The sequence below is a fragment of the Streptomyces sp. NPDC088794 genome, from assembly GCF_044750545.1.
GTDB lineage: Bacteria > Actinomycetota > Actinomycetes > Streptomycetales > Streptomycetaceae > Streptomyces.
In genome coordinates, this window is the sequence record NZ_JBIVKB010000034.1 from 1 (window position 1) to 13,517 (window position 13,517).

Here is a 13,517-nt window from a genome sequence, read left to right on the forward strand (position 1 = left end):
ACCGACGAGACCGTCATGCCCACCGAACTCACCGCATAGCCTCAAAGACGAGATCACCTAGTGGCCGTCAATACACCACTCCAGCGGACGTGACCCGAGAGACGAGACGACACACGACTTCCCTAAGGGCATCACCCAGACCCAGGACGAGCTTGATGACGTACGAGGCGAGCTGAATAACTTGCTCAAGAGGCAGCCCTGGTCCGCCGAACCGCTGTCCGCGTGGACGACCCACGAGAACGCGTGGCGCACCTCCTCCCGCCCCCGGCTGGGACTCTGCCGACCTGCAGCGCATCGACGTATCGCGAACAAGGAAAGTCGAACTCGCCGCCGTGATCCTCGGCCACGGCTTCTGGACCGGTGTCGTGGCCGAGGAGCGGACATCGGCAGAGAACTGCGGGCCTGCTGCTTCGAGGCGATCCAGGCGCTTCGGAAGGCCACTCCACGCACGAGAAAGCCGATCTTGTGATAATCGACGCTCACGGCTGGTGCTGGCCGATGCCCGGCCAGGATCTCGACGAGTTCGTGAGCGAGTTCGTCGCGGCCCGGCCACCGCTCACCGACTCCGAGATCGCGGGACTCCGCCGCATCTTCCGCCCTATGGGCGACCCGCCGGCGCCAAGCCTCGACACCGAGGCCGCCGCATGGGACGGCTCCCTGCTGGGCGCCGACGGTGACAACGCCGACGACCGCAGAGGGCCCCGACGCCCATCAGCAACGACGAAGCCCCGGCCTCCTTGGCGGCTGGAACAGGCGCCCGTCTGAGTTGGCAAACTTGTACGGGTGTTGCACGCCGACGGCGTCGGTCGTGCGACATCTGTGCGCCTGCGCGCCGCATCTCGCGCGGTAAGAAGGCAGCCGGGTAAGGGAGCATTCGCTCAGCCTCCGCCTGACCATGAGGGGACATTGCGTTTGGGTGCGGCTCTTCTTGAGTGAGTTCGAGGGTCAGGCTCCAAGTTCGTAGTGGTGCTGGTCGGGCTGGGGGTAGAGGCGTTCGTGTTCCCGCTGGGTGTGGAAGATCCAGTACTGCGGGAAGTCTCCGTTGCTGATGAGGGCCCGGAGGGCGAGGACGGCCTCGGCGCCAGGGACGCTCCACCTGCTGCCGGTGATATCGAGACGGTCGGCGACAAGGTGCCGTGCTGCTCCCTCCACGATTCCGCTGGCGATCGGCCAGCCGGCTTCGAGGGCCTTGTCGTAGTGCACGAAGGCGGCGTTGTTCTCCAGGTAGCGGCAGGTCTTGTCGGTCGTGATGCGCTGTTCGCCGGTGAGTTGGCCGCGTTCGGCTTCGCGGCGGAGGTCGCGAACGGCGCCCGGGGCATCGCCGGCCAGGATCCGGGCGGCCTTGAACCCGACCCAGGTCTCGGCGGCGGGATCGGCCGCGGTGCGGAAACACCGCGCGCTCGCCTACAGCTTCTCGATGACATGGACGATGTCGAGGACGATATGGATCGTGACGCGCCGGCGGTCGGCCTCCTTCTGGATCAACTCCAGCTGGTGCTCGGCGCCGTCGACCAGCACCACCCAGCATCGCTGATGCTGCGGGTCACGGGCTTCGGCCTGGTCGAATGCGGCGGTGATGACGTGTGCGGCGTCGTGTTCGACGGAGGCGGTGATCCACTTCGCGCGGGCTTTTGGCCCCTTGCGCGGGGTGCGTCGGCCGGTGCGGCCGCCGGGCGGGGCGATGATGTCGTGCACCCGGCGCGGGGCCGGGTCGGCGTCGTGCACGACCGCCAGGGTCGCCATCCGCTTGCGGCCGGGCTTCTCCCCGACGGCCAGGCGAGTGCGGAAGGTGTGCTGGGCACGGATCGCGGCCTTGCGGGTCGCCTCGCGCAGATGGTCAGGAAGCATGACGATGCCCTTGCCGTCGACGCTGAGCACCAGCAGCGTCGAGCTTGCGGCCGGGGCGGGGGTGCAGGCGGCGTAGAAGGCGGGGACGTCCACCGCGGCGGCCCGCACGAGTTGTTCGACCTGACGCTTGCCGGCCATCGCGGTGCCGCAGCGGCGTTCGATCGCCGCCAGCGTGGTGTCGTAGGAACCGCGGACGGCTTCCAGAACGGCCAGCCGGCGCAGTCCCAGGCTGTGCCGCCCGATCGGCAGCCCCAACACCGCGTCGGCCGGGTGACAGTTGGGCCGGTGCGGGGCACGCAGGGCGTACCGGGTGACGGTCACCGTCCCGACCACGGTGGCCAGTTGACGCTGGTGCCCGCGCTCCAAACGGGTGCGGCCCGCGGCGAGCGCGGCGCGGCCCGGAGCGTCAAGGGCCGTCAGCCGGGCTTCTTCGAGGCGGGCGCGCAGGTCGAGGTGGCCCTGCAACAGCAGACGGGCCACCTCCCGCGCCCCGCCTTCGGCGATCTCTTCCACCTGCTCGTGTGACAGGCGAAGCGCATCAGTACTGGAGAGGTTCTCGATGAGGGAAGTGAGGCAGGAAACGGTTCGGTCAAAGGGGTCAGCCGACGCAGCGGCGTCATACGCTCCGTTCATCGGGCTCTCGATCCTGGGGTGTGGACTGGTTGGCACCGTCGACGCGAGGGACGAGAGCCCGCCCCGGCATCGGCGCGGCGAGGTGCAGCGGCGGGCCGATCCCGCTCCGGCGCACCCGCGTCGGCCGCCGCCGCCGCCCGGCGCGGCGAACAGTCCCGGTTCGGCCTCGGTCAGCCACCCCCGCTCCACCAGTCGTTTCAGCTTCGACCGGAAGCCCTCGACCTTGCTCTTGTCCGTCGACAATCCCAGCGCGGCACACAGGTGATGCGCCCGCATCGGATGCACCGCATCCTGAAGAACCTCGACGATGTCCCGGTACGAATCCGGCAGCACCTCCATCCCCAGCTCGGGCGTCCACCGCGGCACAGCCGCACCCCGACCGGCGACCCTGCCGGGGGCGGCAATTCAGCAGCCCCCGCCCCGCTGACCTCCGCTTCCACCCCGGCAACTGTGATCGTCTCGTCGCCGGACAGGATCTCGGTCATCGTCTCCCGCGTGATCTCCAACCGGGACAACACCTCCTCCCGGTCGGCAAGACGACGACTCAACTCACCAATCTGGTCCCGCAGTTCGGCAATCTCCTCCCGCGCGGCAGCCTCCCGCCGATCGAGCTCCTCCAACCACGACACCATCGCCGCCTCCAAGACCACGTCCCAGGACACGACGATCCGCCCTCCGACCACGAACGGCAACGGCGCACAGCATCACCAGCTCACTGCAGAAGAGCCGCACCCCAAGTGTTTGGGCCCCGCCGTTCCAAGGCTTTCGAGGGCCATCGGTGTACCAAGTTGATCTGGCTCCACCGGTATGACAAAGGTGACTGGCCGGTTGCGGCTTTTCCTGACTGCCAGGTGACGGCCCCTGCGGTCGGCCGAGCTAGGGAGGAGAAGGGCATGAGCGGAGTTCGACGCGTATTGCGCCTGCTGGAAGGGCTGTGCGGGGTCATCGCGGTGCTCTACGCGACGCTCTTGGTGCTGTTCACCAACTACGACGCACTGCTGGTCACCTACGAGAACGGCGACCTCACCTCGCCGATTGTGGTCTTCGCGGGGGCAAGCGTCGGCTGGATAGGCCTGCGCCTGGTGCGCTCCCCGCGACGCCCCCCAGTTGGGCTGGTCGTCGCTGGTGCGTGCGCCGTTGGTCTGGTGGCCGTGATGTGGTGGACGACCCGCCCCACGGCGGACGTGCAGCACGTCACGCCCACCCCGGGCACCGGGCACTCGCAGCCCCCCAACGGCACTCCGGGCACCGTTCCCCCTCCGCCCCCGCCGACCGCCGGACCGTAATCAGCCCCAGTTGGAGCCCTCGGCCGCCGCATCAGCGGCCGAGGGCTTCGCCATGCCCCGGGACAACCCGTCCCGGTCCGGGCGGCGCACCGGAAGCGTCTTGCTCCTTCAGCGCCTTGGCTTCGCTCTTGAAGATCCGAGCCGCTTTGCCCGCCGACCGCGTCAGCTCAGGCAGCTTCTTGATGCCGACGACCACGATGACGACGATGAGGATCAGGGCCAGTTCACTCAGGCCGAACATCAGGTCTACTCTCTCCCGGTGGCAGGCGGTGGCCGATACAGCACACCGCCCGAGCCCTGCAATCTACATCACTGTAGAAGTATCTCCCGGGGTGCGATCATTCAACAAGCCCGCCTTCCAGTCTCCTTGGCCGAGAAGTAGAGCCGCGTGGCTCCGCCTCGAACGGGCACTCGTATGTCACCAACCATCTGAGGGGTGACCTACGGCTCATGGAGATCTCAGGCATCATCAGCGCGATCGTCATCGGCATCGTGATCGGTGTCCTGGGCCGGCTCGTCGTTCCCGGGCGCCAGCGGATCGGCATCCTGTGGACGATCGCGATCGGCATCGTCGCCGCGTTCATCGGATCCGGCATCGCCGCCGGCCTCGACGTCGCCGACACCAACGGCGTCGACTGGATCGAGTGGCTCATCCAGATCGCCCTCGCTGCTCTCGGCGTCGCGGCACTCAGCAAGGTGAAGGTGCGTCACTGACCGGCGCTCACAGCACCCGACGGAGGCCCGGCAGCCGCCGCAGCCCGGCCGCGGCCAGGAAGGCCGTCGGCAGTGCGAGCGCGCAGACCGCAGCCCACGCGCCGACGGCCGGCAGTCCGCGGCCAGCCAGGTAGTACTGCAGCGTCACCACCAGCGGCAGATGAATGATGTAGACAGCGTACGAGTCGGCCGCAAGCTCCGCCGACAGACGGGTGGAGCCGGTCAGCACCTCCCGGAACAGCGTGAGCAGCCCGACGCACAGCGCCACGCACAGCGCGCTCTCGTACGCCGCCCACAGCGCGGACGGGCCGTCGAAGCCGCCCAGTCCGAAGCAGTCGGCGTCCGCGCCGAGCCCGAACAGCAGCGCGACGCCAGCCAGTCCGCCGGCCAGCCACATCCATCCGGTGCGAGCGTCGAACCGCTCCAGCCAGTGATGGCGGTGGGCCAGCACCCCGAGGACGAAGAAGGCCGCGTACTGCGGCAGGCGGGCAGGCTCGACCTGGAGGAAGTCCAGCACCGGCACCCAGGTGTCCAGTGGATAGCGCAGGCGCACCAGGAAGGTGGCGGCGGCGATCGCGGCCGTGAGGACGAGCAGGCCACGGTGGCCCGGCACCGGCAGGCTCCGCCCGCCGCGCGTGCGCGCCAGCCGGGCCACCTGGCGGCACAGCATGTACAAAACGCTGTAGGCGAGGAGATTCTGGATGAACCACAGGTGTCCGAACTGCAGGTCGGGCCAGGACGGGCCGCTCCAGTCGGCGGGCTTGTCGCCGAGTCCGAGGTAGACGTCGGTGAAGTAGCGGGGGAAGGAGATCGGCGGATAGCCGCGGTAGTGCACGTAGTACGCGTACATCAGGCCCGGCACGATCGTGAGTGCGCCGACAACGAGTGGCAGGCCGAGACGCAGCAGACGGCCGGTCAGGAAGCGGCGGGCGCCCCGCCGGTCGTAGGAGCCGGGCACGAGGACCGCGGAGACGAAGAAGAACAGGCTCATGAAGAACGCCCCGTCGACCGCCGACAGGGTCGCGAGGGTGCCGGTGCGCGGCTGGCCTTCGACGTACCACCAGTCGGCGGGGCCGTAGGGCTGGGCCGCGTGGTGGACGACGACCAGGACGGTCAGTGCGATGCGGAGGTTGTCCAGCCAGGCGAGGCGGGATGACGACGTGGGTATGCGCGGCGGTGCGGACCGCAGAGGAAAGGGAGTGTCCATGTGTTCATTCTTGTAAACACGTATACACCCCGCACTGGGGTTAACCCCCGTCCCCGGCCTCCAGCTGTCCGTAGTAACCCCGCAGCAGCAGGCGCTGGTTGGCTGCGCTGCGGCGGGCCAGCACGTCGGGGGCGAACATCGGCTCGGCGAGGTTGGACTGCATGACCCGCTCCAGCAGCAGCGGGCCGAGAATCAGGCAGAGCATCTGGAACGGGGCCCACTCCTCGTCGGGGCCCTGTTCGCCGTAGACCTCGGCCAGGCGTCGCAGCTCCGTGCGGGCGCCGGACAGCAGGCGGCCGAAGAGAGCGGCGCTTGCCTCGCTGTCCTCCAGCAGGACGTGCCGCAGGTAGCCGCGCAGGACCGGATCCGCCCCGAAGACCTGGGCGGAGACCTCGCCGAGGGAGGCCATCACCCCCTTGCCGGGGTCCAGGCCCTTCAACTGCTCGGCGATGCGCTCCAGTACGTACTCGTCGACCGCTTCCCGCAGACCCTGCTTGGATCCGAAGTGCCGGGTCACCAGGGCCGGGGACAGTCCGGCCGAGGCCGCCACCGCCCGGGTCGAGGTGGCCTCGAAGCCGTGCTCGGCGAACAGCTCCAGCGCCGCCTCGCGCAGCCGCGCCCGCCCCGTCAGATCACTCTTCGCCACCGCCCGCACCATGGCGGCAGCGTATCCGCCGTCGCGAGGCGGCCGGTCGGCCGTCGCGCGCTCGGGGCCCGAGGTGCCGGGGCCGCGCCGTACTTTCCTGCGCTGACTGGGCACGCAGTGGTGACGCGGGCTTCACTTCAAGGGCGTCGAGAGATGGCCGCACGGCGGCGATCCTGGCCTGGAGCTCTTGGTCGGGAGCCTTGGCCCGTGGGGCCGCGTCGGGCAGCGCGCCAACGAGCAGGCAGCTGACCGTGCCGGGCAGACCGCAGGCCACCGCGGGCCTGCGCCAGGCCGGGCCACCTCGTGCAGGGGCGTGCACGAGGTGGCCCGGTGGTCAGGCGGCGGCCGGTGCCGGGCCGACCAGCTCGGAGAGGACATCGTCCATGGTCACGAAGCCGAGGACGGCACCGGTCTCGCCGGTGACGGCGGCCAGGTGACTGCCGTCGGCGCGCAGTGCGGTGAGGGTGTCGTCCAGCGGGGTGTCGAGGCGGACCTGGGTGACCGGGTGCAGGACAGTGCGCGGGAAGGGCTGGTCGCGGTCGGTGATGCCGAGGGTGTCCTTGATGTGGAGGTAGCCCAGCAGGGTGCCGTTCGGGCCGGTGACCGGGAAGCGGGAGTAGCCGGCAGCGGCTGCGGTCCGCTCCAGTTCGGCCGGGGTGACGGTGTGGGCGACCGTGCGCATCTTCTGGGCCGGGACAAGGATCTCGCCGACCGGGCGGGTGCCCAGCTCCAGGGCGTCGCGCAGCCGTTCGCCGTCGGCCGTGGACAGCAGGCCAGCCTCGCTGGAGTCGAGGACCATCCGGGCGAGCTGATCGTCGGTGAACACCGACTCGACCTCGTCCTTCGGCTCGACCCGCAGCAGCTTCAGCAGGGCGTTGGCGAAGGCGTTGATGCCGAACACGACCGGTCGCAGGGCCTGGGTGAGGGCCACCAGCGGCGGGCCGAGCAGTAGTGCGGTCGGGACCGGTGCGGCCAGGGCGATGTTCTTGGGGACCATCTCGCCGATCAGCATGTGCAGGTACGTCGCCACCGTCAGGGCGATGACGAAGGCGATGGGATGCACCAGGCCGTGCGGGATGTGAACCGCGTCGAAACCGGGCTCCAGCAGGTGCGCGATGGCCGGTTCTGCGACCGCACCGAGCACCAGCGAGGAGACCGTGATGCCCAGCTGGGCGGTAGCCATCATCGCGGAGAGGTGCTGAAGGCCCCACAGGGTCATCCGGGCCCGCGTGTTCCCCGCCTGGGCGTGCGGCTCGATCTGGCTGCGGCGCACCGAGATCAGCGCGAACTCGCCGCCCACGAAGAACGCGTTGGTCAGCAGCGTCAGGGCGCCGATGACGAGTTGCAGGGTGGTCATCGGGACTCCTCCCCCGCCTGGACCGGCACCTGGGCCGGTTCGGTGATGCGGATCCGGTCAGCATGGTGGTGCTCGACGTCCAGGACGTCCAGCTGCCAGCCGCCGAGGTCGACGGTGTCGCCCTTGGCGGGTATGCGGGCGAGGCGAGTGGCGATCAGGCCGGCCACGGTTTCATACGGGCCCTCCGGTGCCGCGAGTCCTATCTCCCCGAGCTGGTCGAGGCGGACGCCGCCGTCCGCCTCCCACACCGCGCGGCCGTCCGCGCCGGCCTGCGAGGGCAGCAGGTCGGGTACCTCGACGGGGTCGTGCTCGTCGCGGACCTCGCCGACGACTTCCTCGACGATGTCCTCCATCGTCGCCACGCCCGCCGTGCCACCGTACTCGTCGATGACCACGGCCATGGTGCGCTTCTCCCGCAGCCGCTCCAGCAGTCGGTCGGCAGTCAGGCTGTCGGGCACCAGCAGGGGTGCGGTGGCCAGCTCCGTCACCAGGGTGACGGCTCGTTTCTCCGGTTCCAGGGCGAGGACGTCGCGGATGTGGACGGTCCCGATGACCTCGTCCAGGCTGTCGCGGTACACCGGGAAGCGGGACAGGCCGGTGGCGTGGGTGAGGTTCGCCGCGTCTGCGGCCGTCGCGTGCGCTTCGAGCGCCTTGACGTCCACGCGCGGCGTCATGACGTTCTGCGCGGTCAGCTCGCCCAGGTGCAGGGTGCGCACGAACAGTTCGGCGGAGTCCGCCTCCAGGGCGCCCTCGGCGGCCGAGTGCCGTGCGAGTGCGACCAGTTCTTCGGGGCTGCGGGCGGAGGCCAGTTCCTCGGCGGGTTCCAGGCCGACGCGGCGGACGAACCGGTTCGCGGTGTTGTTCAGGTGCCGGATGAACGGCCCGAAGGCCGCGGTGAAGCCGCGCTGCGGGCCGGCGACCACCTTGGCGACGGCCAGCGGGCGGGAGATCGCCCAGTTCTTCGGCACCAGCTCACCGACCACCATCAGCACCACGGTGGAGACGGCCACACCCAGCACCGTCGCCACCGACGAGGCGGCACCGCCCAGCCCCACCGCCTTGAGCGGGTCTTCGAGAAGCGCCGCGAGCGACGGCTCGGCAATCATGCCGATCACCAGCGAGGTGACCGTGATGCCGAGCTGGGCGCCGGAGAGCTGAACCGTCAGACGGCGTACGGCCTTCAGCGCGCCCTCGGCACCACGCTCGCCCGCCTCTGCGGCGCGCTCCAGGTCAGAGCGTTCGACGGTGGTCAGGGAGAACTCGGCCGCGACGAACACCGCGCAGGCCAGTGTGAGCAGGAGGGCCAGCAGGAGCAGCAGGACCTCGGTCACCGCGTCACCCCCGATCCCTCACGCACGGACAGCGCGGACTGCGGACGGGGTACGACGCGGCTGGTACTGGGGGGCTCACCCATTGCGGGACCGTCGTTCCTTCTGTTCGGGAGGGCCAGAGGGCCCTCAGTCGTCGGCAGGGCAGAGACACACCCTGCCCATTATCGTAAAAGATCGGCAAAGCACCCAGGTCAGCCACCGCCGGTCTCGATCGGCGGCTCTTTTCGGACTTTCCCGCCGCAGCCGCCAGGATGCGCTGGGGACCAGCCCGCGGCGACCCTATGCTTCTACGTGTTTGTAGAGAGAACGCGGTGGCTCCTACCGGTTGTTCCCGGGAGCCGCGCGCCTCTCACCTGCACGCGCGACGGGATGAGACGCATGGCTTCGACCGACCTGGACACAGAGCACGGCACGACAGCCCGGCCCCCGCGCAGCCGCTGCCGTAGCTCCCGCAGAGGCATGCGGCATCGCTCTCACGGAACACACGCACGTTAAGGAGTGGACGCCACGATGGTGTTCAAACGACTGCTCGGTTCGCTCGGCGTGGGCGGCCCCACGGTCGACACGGTCCTCGACCCCGGCGCAGCCCGCCCCGGCTCCACGCTGAGCGGCCAGGTCCATCTCAGGGGCGGCAGCGCCGACTTCGACATCGAGCACATCACCCTGGAGCTGGTGGCCCGGGTCGAGGCCGAGCACGAAGAGGGTGAGAGCGAGGGCGTCGTCGCCTTCGAACGCTTCACCGTCGGCGGCGGCTTCCGGCTCGCCGAGGGCGAGCAGCACAGCATCCCGTTCAGTGTGATGCTGCCGTGGGAGACGCCCATCACCGAGCTGTACGGACAGGGCCTGGGCATCGTCCTCGGCGTGCGCACCGAACTGTCGGTGGCAGGCGCCAAGGACAAGGGCGACCTCGACCAGCTCGCCGTGGGCCCGCTTCCGGCCCAGGAGGCGATCCTGGAAGCCCTCGGACAGCTCGGCTTCGGCTTCAAGTCCGCTGACCTGGAGTACGGGCGCATCGGCGGCACCGGCCAGCAGCTGCCCTTCTACCAGGAGATCGAGCTCACGCCGGCCCCGCAGTACGCCCACCAGGTCAACGAGATCGAGCTGACCTTCCTCGCCCACCCCGGCGGCATGGAGGTGGTCCTGGAGGCCGACAAGCGCGGCGGCCTCTTCTCCGAGGGGCACGACGCGCTCACCCGCTTCACCGTCTCCCACGACGGCATCGAGCACCAGGACTGGAACACCCTGATCGACGGCTGGATCCGCCAGCTCGTCGAGCACTGCGCCTCCTACGGCTCGCACTCCGCCTACACCCACGCAGACCCGTACGCGGGCAGCCACGGCGGCCACTACGGACACGGACACGACGAGCACCATCACGAGGGGCATCGCTCCGGCCCCGGCATGGGCACCGCCATCGCCGCCGGTGCGGCCGGCCTCGCCGTCGGCGTCGTGGGCGGGATGGTCGCGGCCGAGGTCGTCGACGAGGTCGGGGACTTTTTCGAGGGCGACGAGGAAGACGAAGACGAGGACTGACGGCGCGGGTGGCCGGAGGATCGGATCAGGCGCTGACCGTACGCAGGAAGCGGTCCGCGTCCTCCGGCTCACCCAGTCGGCCCAGCTCCAGCCAAGAGCCGTCGGTGAAGCGGATCCTGAAGGTGGCAAACCCTCGCGGCTGGCCCGCCTCGGCTTCGATACGAGCCTCGGTGAAGGGGAACTCCGCGATGGTCCGGAAGTCGTCGGCTGTGGTGGGCGACAGCGTACGGCCCGGGGAGGCGGCCACGCAGACGCGGTCACGAGCCAGCATCACCAGTCGTTTCGGGTTGGGTGAGTGGCCGTACTAGCGCAGCAACAACTGCCCGCAGTCAGGTTCCAGTCACCATCGAAGATGCCTCTGGCGGGGTCGCCGACTTCACGGCGGCCGCTGCTGGCGGCGCGGTCCCGGGTGGAGCCTCTCTCTCCGGAAGAGGTCTGCCCGTCCAGCACGTCGCCGAACTTGTCGATCAACATCATCGGCACGATGACGAAGAAGAACACAACACCGCCGACATAGAGCAGCCAGTGGTGCCTCGGCTTCAACCGCCCTTTGCCCGCAGCCCGGTGGACGGCCTTGGGAGGCGCGGGAATCGGCTTGCCGATCTCGCACCAGACCATGGCCACGGGGTCCTCGCCAAGGATCTTCCGGGCCCGTCGATGCACCTTGCGCTTCGCCATGCCTGAAATCCTAGACAGGCAGGGCGTCACGGCCGCAGCGCCCACGTGAGAGCCGCGACCCGCCTTATGAACCTGGCGGAAATCGCCGGAACTTCTCCGCCGGACCGTTAGTTTCTACGTTGCTGTAGATATTTACGAGCTCGGACCGCCACCAACGCGAACCGGCCGACCAACCGTTTGGAGTTCACATGGCCCTGTGGGACCGCCTCAAGGAGTCCGCGTCGACGATGCAGACCCAGCTCGTGGCGAAGAAGAACGACCTCAAGAGCGGTGCCTTCCGCGATGCGAGCATGGCGATGTGCGCGCTCGTCGCCGCCGCCGACGGCACCATCGACCCCTCCGAGCGGCAGCGGGTGGCCCAGCTGATCGCCACCAACGAGGTGCTGCAGAACTTCGACGCCATGGACCTGCAGCGGCGCTTCGATGACAACCTGGGCAAGCTGACCGCCGACTTCGCCTTCGGCAAGGTCAGCGTGCTGCAGGAGATCGCCAAGGCGAAGAAGAAGCCGGCCGAGGCCCGCGCCGTCATCCAGATCGGCATCGTCATCGGCGGCGCCGACGGCGACTTTGACAAGACCGAGCAGGCCGTCGTGCGCGAGGCATGCTTCACCCTGGATCTGCCGCCGCACGAGTTCGACCTCTGATCGCCCCACTGTGCCGGCCGCCGACGGCAGCCCAGCACGGGCGTCGTCGACGGCGGATCCGGACACCCAGGCTCGTCTAGGGTGGCCCGGTGGGGTCTGAACTGCGTCAGCGGTGGGGCGGACAGCCGGTGTGGGCGAGATGGGTCCGCGCGGTGTACGTGATCGGTTTCCTTGAAGGGGCCTGCGTCCACGCTCTCGACCTGGCCTGGCGCGGCATCCATGCCTATGCGTCATTTCCGCAGGTTCCCCTGCAGGCGTTCTTCGTCAGCCTGGCGGTCCTCGATCCGCTCGTCGCCGTGCTGGTGGGGGTAAAGCGGAGGGAAGGGGTGTGGCTGGCAGGCGCCGTGATGGTGATGGACGTCTGCGCGAACTGGTGGGGCAACCGGCATTGGCTGCACGATGATCCTTCGAGGCTGCTGCGCCTGTTGCCCATCACCCTCTTCGGCCTGTTCGTCGTCGCGTTCCTACTCCCATTGCATCGCGCGGCTACTGGGGCCGCGGGCCAGGCCGGCCAGCCCCAGGCGACTGTGCCGTTTGCCTGACAACTCCCGCGGGTCGCGGCCAGGGACGCCTCCGCACCCCCCGTACGTCTCGGGCTCGCGCCGACCGGCAGGCTGACCGGCCGGCGCTGTTCGCACGCGGCGCTGATTCGGGCCGCCTGGGGCCCGCCAGAGACATCGCCGTACCTGTGGACCGCTGTCCACGGTCAGAGCGGTGTCGCCGCATACAGGATGAGCACCATCGTCACCGCCGAGTTCGCGGACGACAGCGCGGAGACCGCGGCCCCAACGGCCGCACCCCAGGCGGCCAAGCCCACCGCAGTGAACACCGACGGCCAGCTGCGCGACGTCGGCGCGGGGCCGAGCAAGGCAGCCACTCGGCGCGGCACCGGCCCCGGCGCGGCGACGCCCGCGAGCGTGGCGGCCGGGGTGCCGCGCGAGACCAGGGCCGCCTTGCCGATCGCGCACGCTACGTCCCGGCGGCTGCCGACCGTCCGCGCGGCCTCCTCGTCCGCCCACCGTTCCGTCGTGTAGGAGACAGCCGTGCGCAAAGGGAGCAGGAACGGGTTGGCGCGCGCGGCCAGTCGGACGGCGAGCAGGAAGCGGTGGTGCCGGGCGGCGAGATGGGCGCGCTCGTGGGCGAACAGGGCGCGGCGCTCGGCCGGTTCGAGGCAGGAAAGCATGCCGGTGGTCACCACGACCCGGTCCCGCCGCCTGCCGGGGAGGGCGTACGCGTACGGCACCTCGTCGGACAGCACCGCTACCTTCGTGCCCGGAAGTCCGGCCAGGGCCCGGTGGGCACGGCGGCGGATCCGCCCGTGCCGCCACAGCGTGCGGCCGCAGGTCAGCAGGACCGCGAGCAGCGCCGGGATGGCCAGCTTCCCGGCGACCTCGTCGTACGGGACCGCCTGGCGCACCTCGGGGTCCGACCAGCCATCAGGCAGCGGGTTGCCGGGCAGTTGCGCGGTGCCGACCACCATCAGCAGGCCCAGGCACACCGTGCTGCACAGCGCCATCACCACGGCCACACCGGTCAGCAGCCGGGTCGCGGTCCGCGGATGCAGCCGCTGCTCGGCCAGGCGCGCGATCGGCCATGCTGTCAGCGGCAGGACCAGCGGCAGAAAGACGAACACCCCCATG

At 69.8% G+C, this 13,517-nt stretch carries 12 protein-coding genes and 2 pseudogenes; 6 read left to right on the forward strand and 8 right to left on the reverse strand.

Going from position 1 to position 13,517, the window contains the following annotated elements; translation table 11 throughout:
* Window positions 1-498 precede the first annotated feature (498 nt).
* A complete protein-coding gene (locus ACIP6U_RS47840; protein WP_401729742.1) occupies window positions 499-765 on the forward strand; it encodes a hypothetical protein in 267 nt (88 codons plus the stop codon).
* Window positions 766-945: 180 nt separating this feature from the next.
* Here the strand turns inward: ACIP6U_RS47840 and ACIP6U_RS47845 are convergent.
* A pseudogene (locus ACIP6U_RS47845) lies at window positions 946-2,481 on the reverse strand (ISKra4 family transposase).
* Window positions 2,482-3,374: 893 nt separating this feature from the next.
* Between ACIP6U_RS47845 and ACIP6U_RS47850 the strand changes: the two are divergent.
* Window positions 3,375-3,767, forward strand: a complete 393-nt coding sequence (locus ACIP6U_RS47850) for a hypothetical protein (RefSeq protein ID WP_401729744.1) — start codon at window positions 3,375-3,377, stop codon at window positions 3,765-3,767.
* Window positions 3,768-3,798: 31 nt separating this feature from the next.
* Here the strand turns inward: ACIP6U_RS47850 and ACIP6U_RS47855 are convergent, their stop codons facing one another.
* A complete protein-coding gene (locus ACIP6U_RS47855) occupies window positions 3,799-4,008 on the reverse strand; it encodes a twin-arginine translocase TatA/TatE family subunit (RefSeq protein WP_401729746.1) in 210 nt (69 codons plus the stop codon).
* Between the two features lie 209 nt (window positions 4,009-4,217).
* Between ACIP6U_RS47855 and ACIP6U_RS47860 the strand changes: the two genes are divergently transcribed.
* Window positions 4,218-4,481 (forward strand): GlsB/YeaQ/YmgE family stress response membrane protein, encoded by a 264-nt coding sequence (locus ACIP6U_RS47860; RefSeq protein ID WP_401729748.1) that lies wholly within the window; start codon window positions 4,218-4,220, stop codon window positions 4,479-4,481.
* A gap of 7 nt (window positions 4,482-4,488) precedes the next feature.
* Here the strand turns inward: ACIP6U_RS47860 and ACIP6U_RS47865 are convergent, their stop codons facing one another.
* The 4 genes from ACIP6U_RS47865 to ACIP6U_RS47880 form a co-directional block, all read right to left on the reverse strand.
* The gene (locus ACIP6U_RS47865; RefSeq protein WP_401729749.1) at window positions 4,489-5,688 is read right to left on the reverse strand and encodes an acyltransferase; all 1,200 of its coding nucleotides are present in this window, start codon (window positions 5,686-5,688) and stop codon (window positions 4,489-4,491) included.
* A gap of 40 nt (window positions 5,689-5,728) precedes the next feature.
* On the reverse strand, window positions 5,729-6,346 hold the full coding sequence (locus tag ACIP6U_RS47870; protein WP_401729751.1) for a TetR/AcrR family transcriptional regulator: 618 nt from the start codon (window positions 6,344-6,346) through the stop codon (window positions 5,729-5,731).
* Between the two features lie 322 nt (window positions 6,347-6,668).
* The gene (locus ACIP6U_RS47875) at window positions 6,669-7,691 is read right to left on the reverse strand and encodes a hemolysin family protein (RefSeq protein WP_401729753.1); all 1,023 of its coding nucleotides are present in this window, start codon (window positions 7,689-7,691) and stop codon (window positions 6,669-6,671) included.
* Window positions 7,688-9,022 (reverse strand): hemolysin family protein, encoded by a 1,335-nt coding sequence (locus ACIP6U_RS47880; protein ID WP_401729755.1) that lies wholly within the window; start codon window positions 9,020-9,022, stop codon window positions 7,688-7,690. Before ACIP6U_RS47880 ends, ACIP6U_RS47875 begins: the two co-directional genes overlap by 4 nt.
* Window positions 9,023-9,532: 510 nt before the next feature.
* Here ACIP6U_RS47880 and ACIP6U_RS47885 point away from each other — a divergent pair.
* Window positions 9,533-10,555 carry a sporulation protein gene (locus ACIP6U_RS47885; protein ID WP_401729757.1) on the forward strand — a complete coding sequence of 341 codons (1,023 nt, stop codon included), beginning with the start codon at window positions 9,533-9,535 and terminating at the stop codon, window positions 10,553-10,555.
* Window positions 10,556-10,580: 25 nt separating this feature from the next.
* Here ACIP6U_RS47885 and ACIP6U_RS47890 read toward each other — a convergent pair.
* Window positions 10,581-11,233 (reverse strand): annotated as a pseudogene (locus ACIP6U_RS47890) (hypothetical protein).
* 188 nt (window positions 11,234-11,421) lie between these two features.
* On the opposite strand from ACIP6U_RS47890, the gene ACIP6U_RS47895 reads away from it, so the two are divergent.
* Entirely contained in the window at window positions 11,422-11,877 is a 456-nt protein-coding gene (locus tag ACIP6U_RS47895; protein WP_351905257.1) for a TerB family tellurite resistance protein, read from the forward strand.
* Window positions 11,878-11,966: 89 nt separating this feature from the next.
* Window positions 11,967-12,419, forward strand: a complete 453-nt coding sequence (locus ACIP6U_RS47900) for a hypothetical protein (RefSeq protein ID WP_401729759.1) — start codon at window positions 11,967-11,969, stop codon at window positions 12,417-12,419.
* Between the two features lie 164 nt (window positions 12,420-12,583).
* Here ACIP6U_RS47900 and ACIP6U_RS47905 read toward each other — a convergent pair whose 3' ends face one another.
* Complete coding sequence (locus ACIP6U_RS47905) at window positions 12,584-13,516, reverse strand: M56 family metallopeptidase (protein WP_401729761.1); 933 nt, start codon at window positions 13,514-13,516, stop codon at window positions 12,584-12,586.
* Between the last annotated feature and the right edge of the window lies 1 nt (window position 13,517).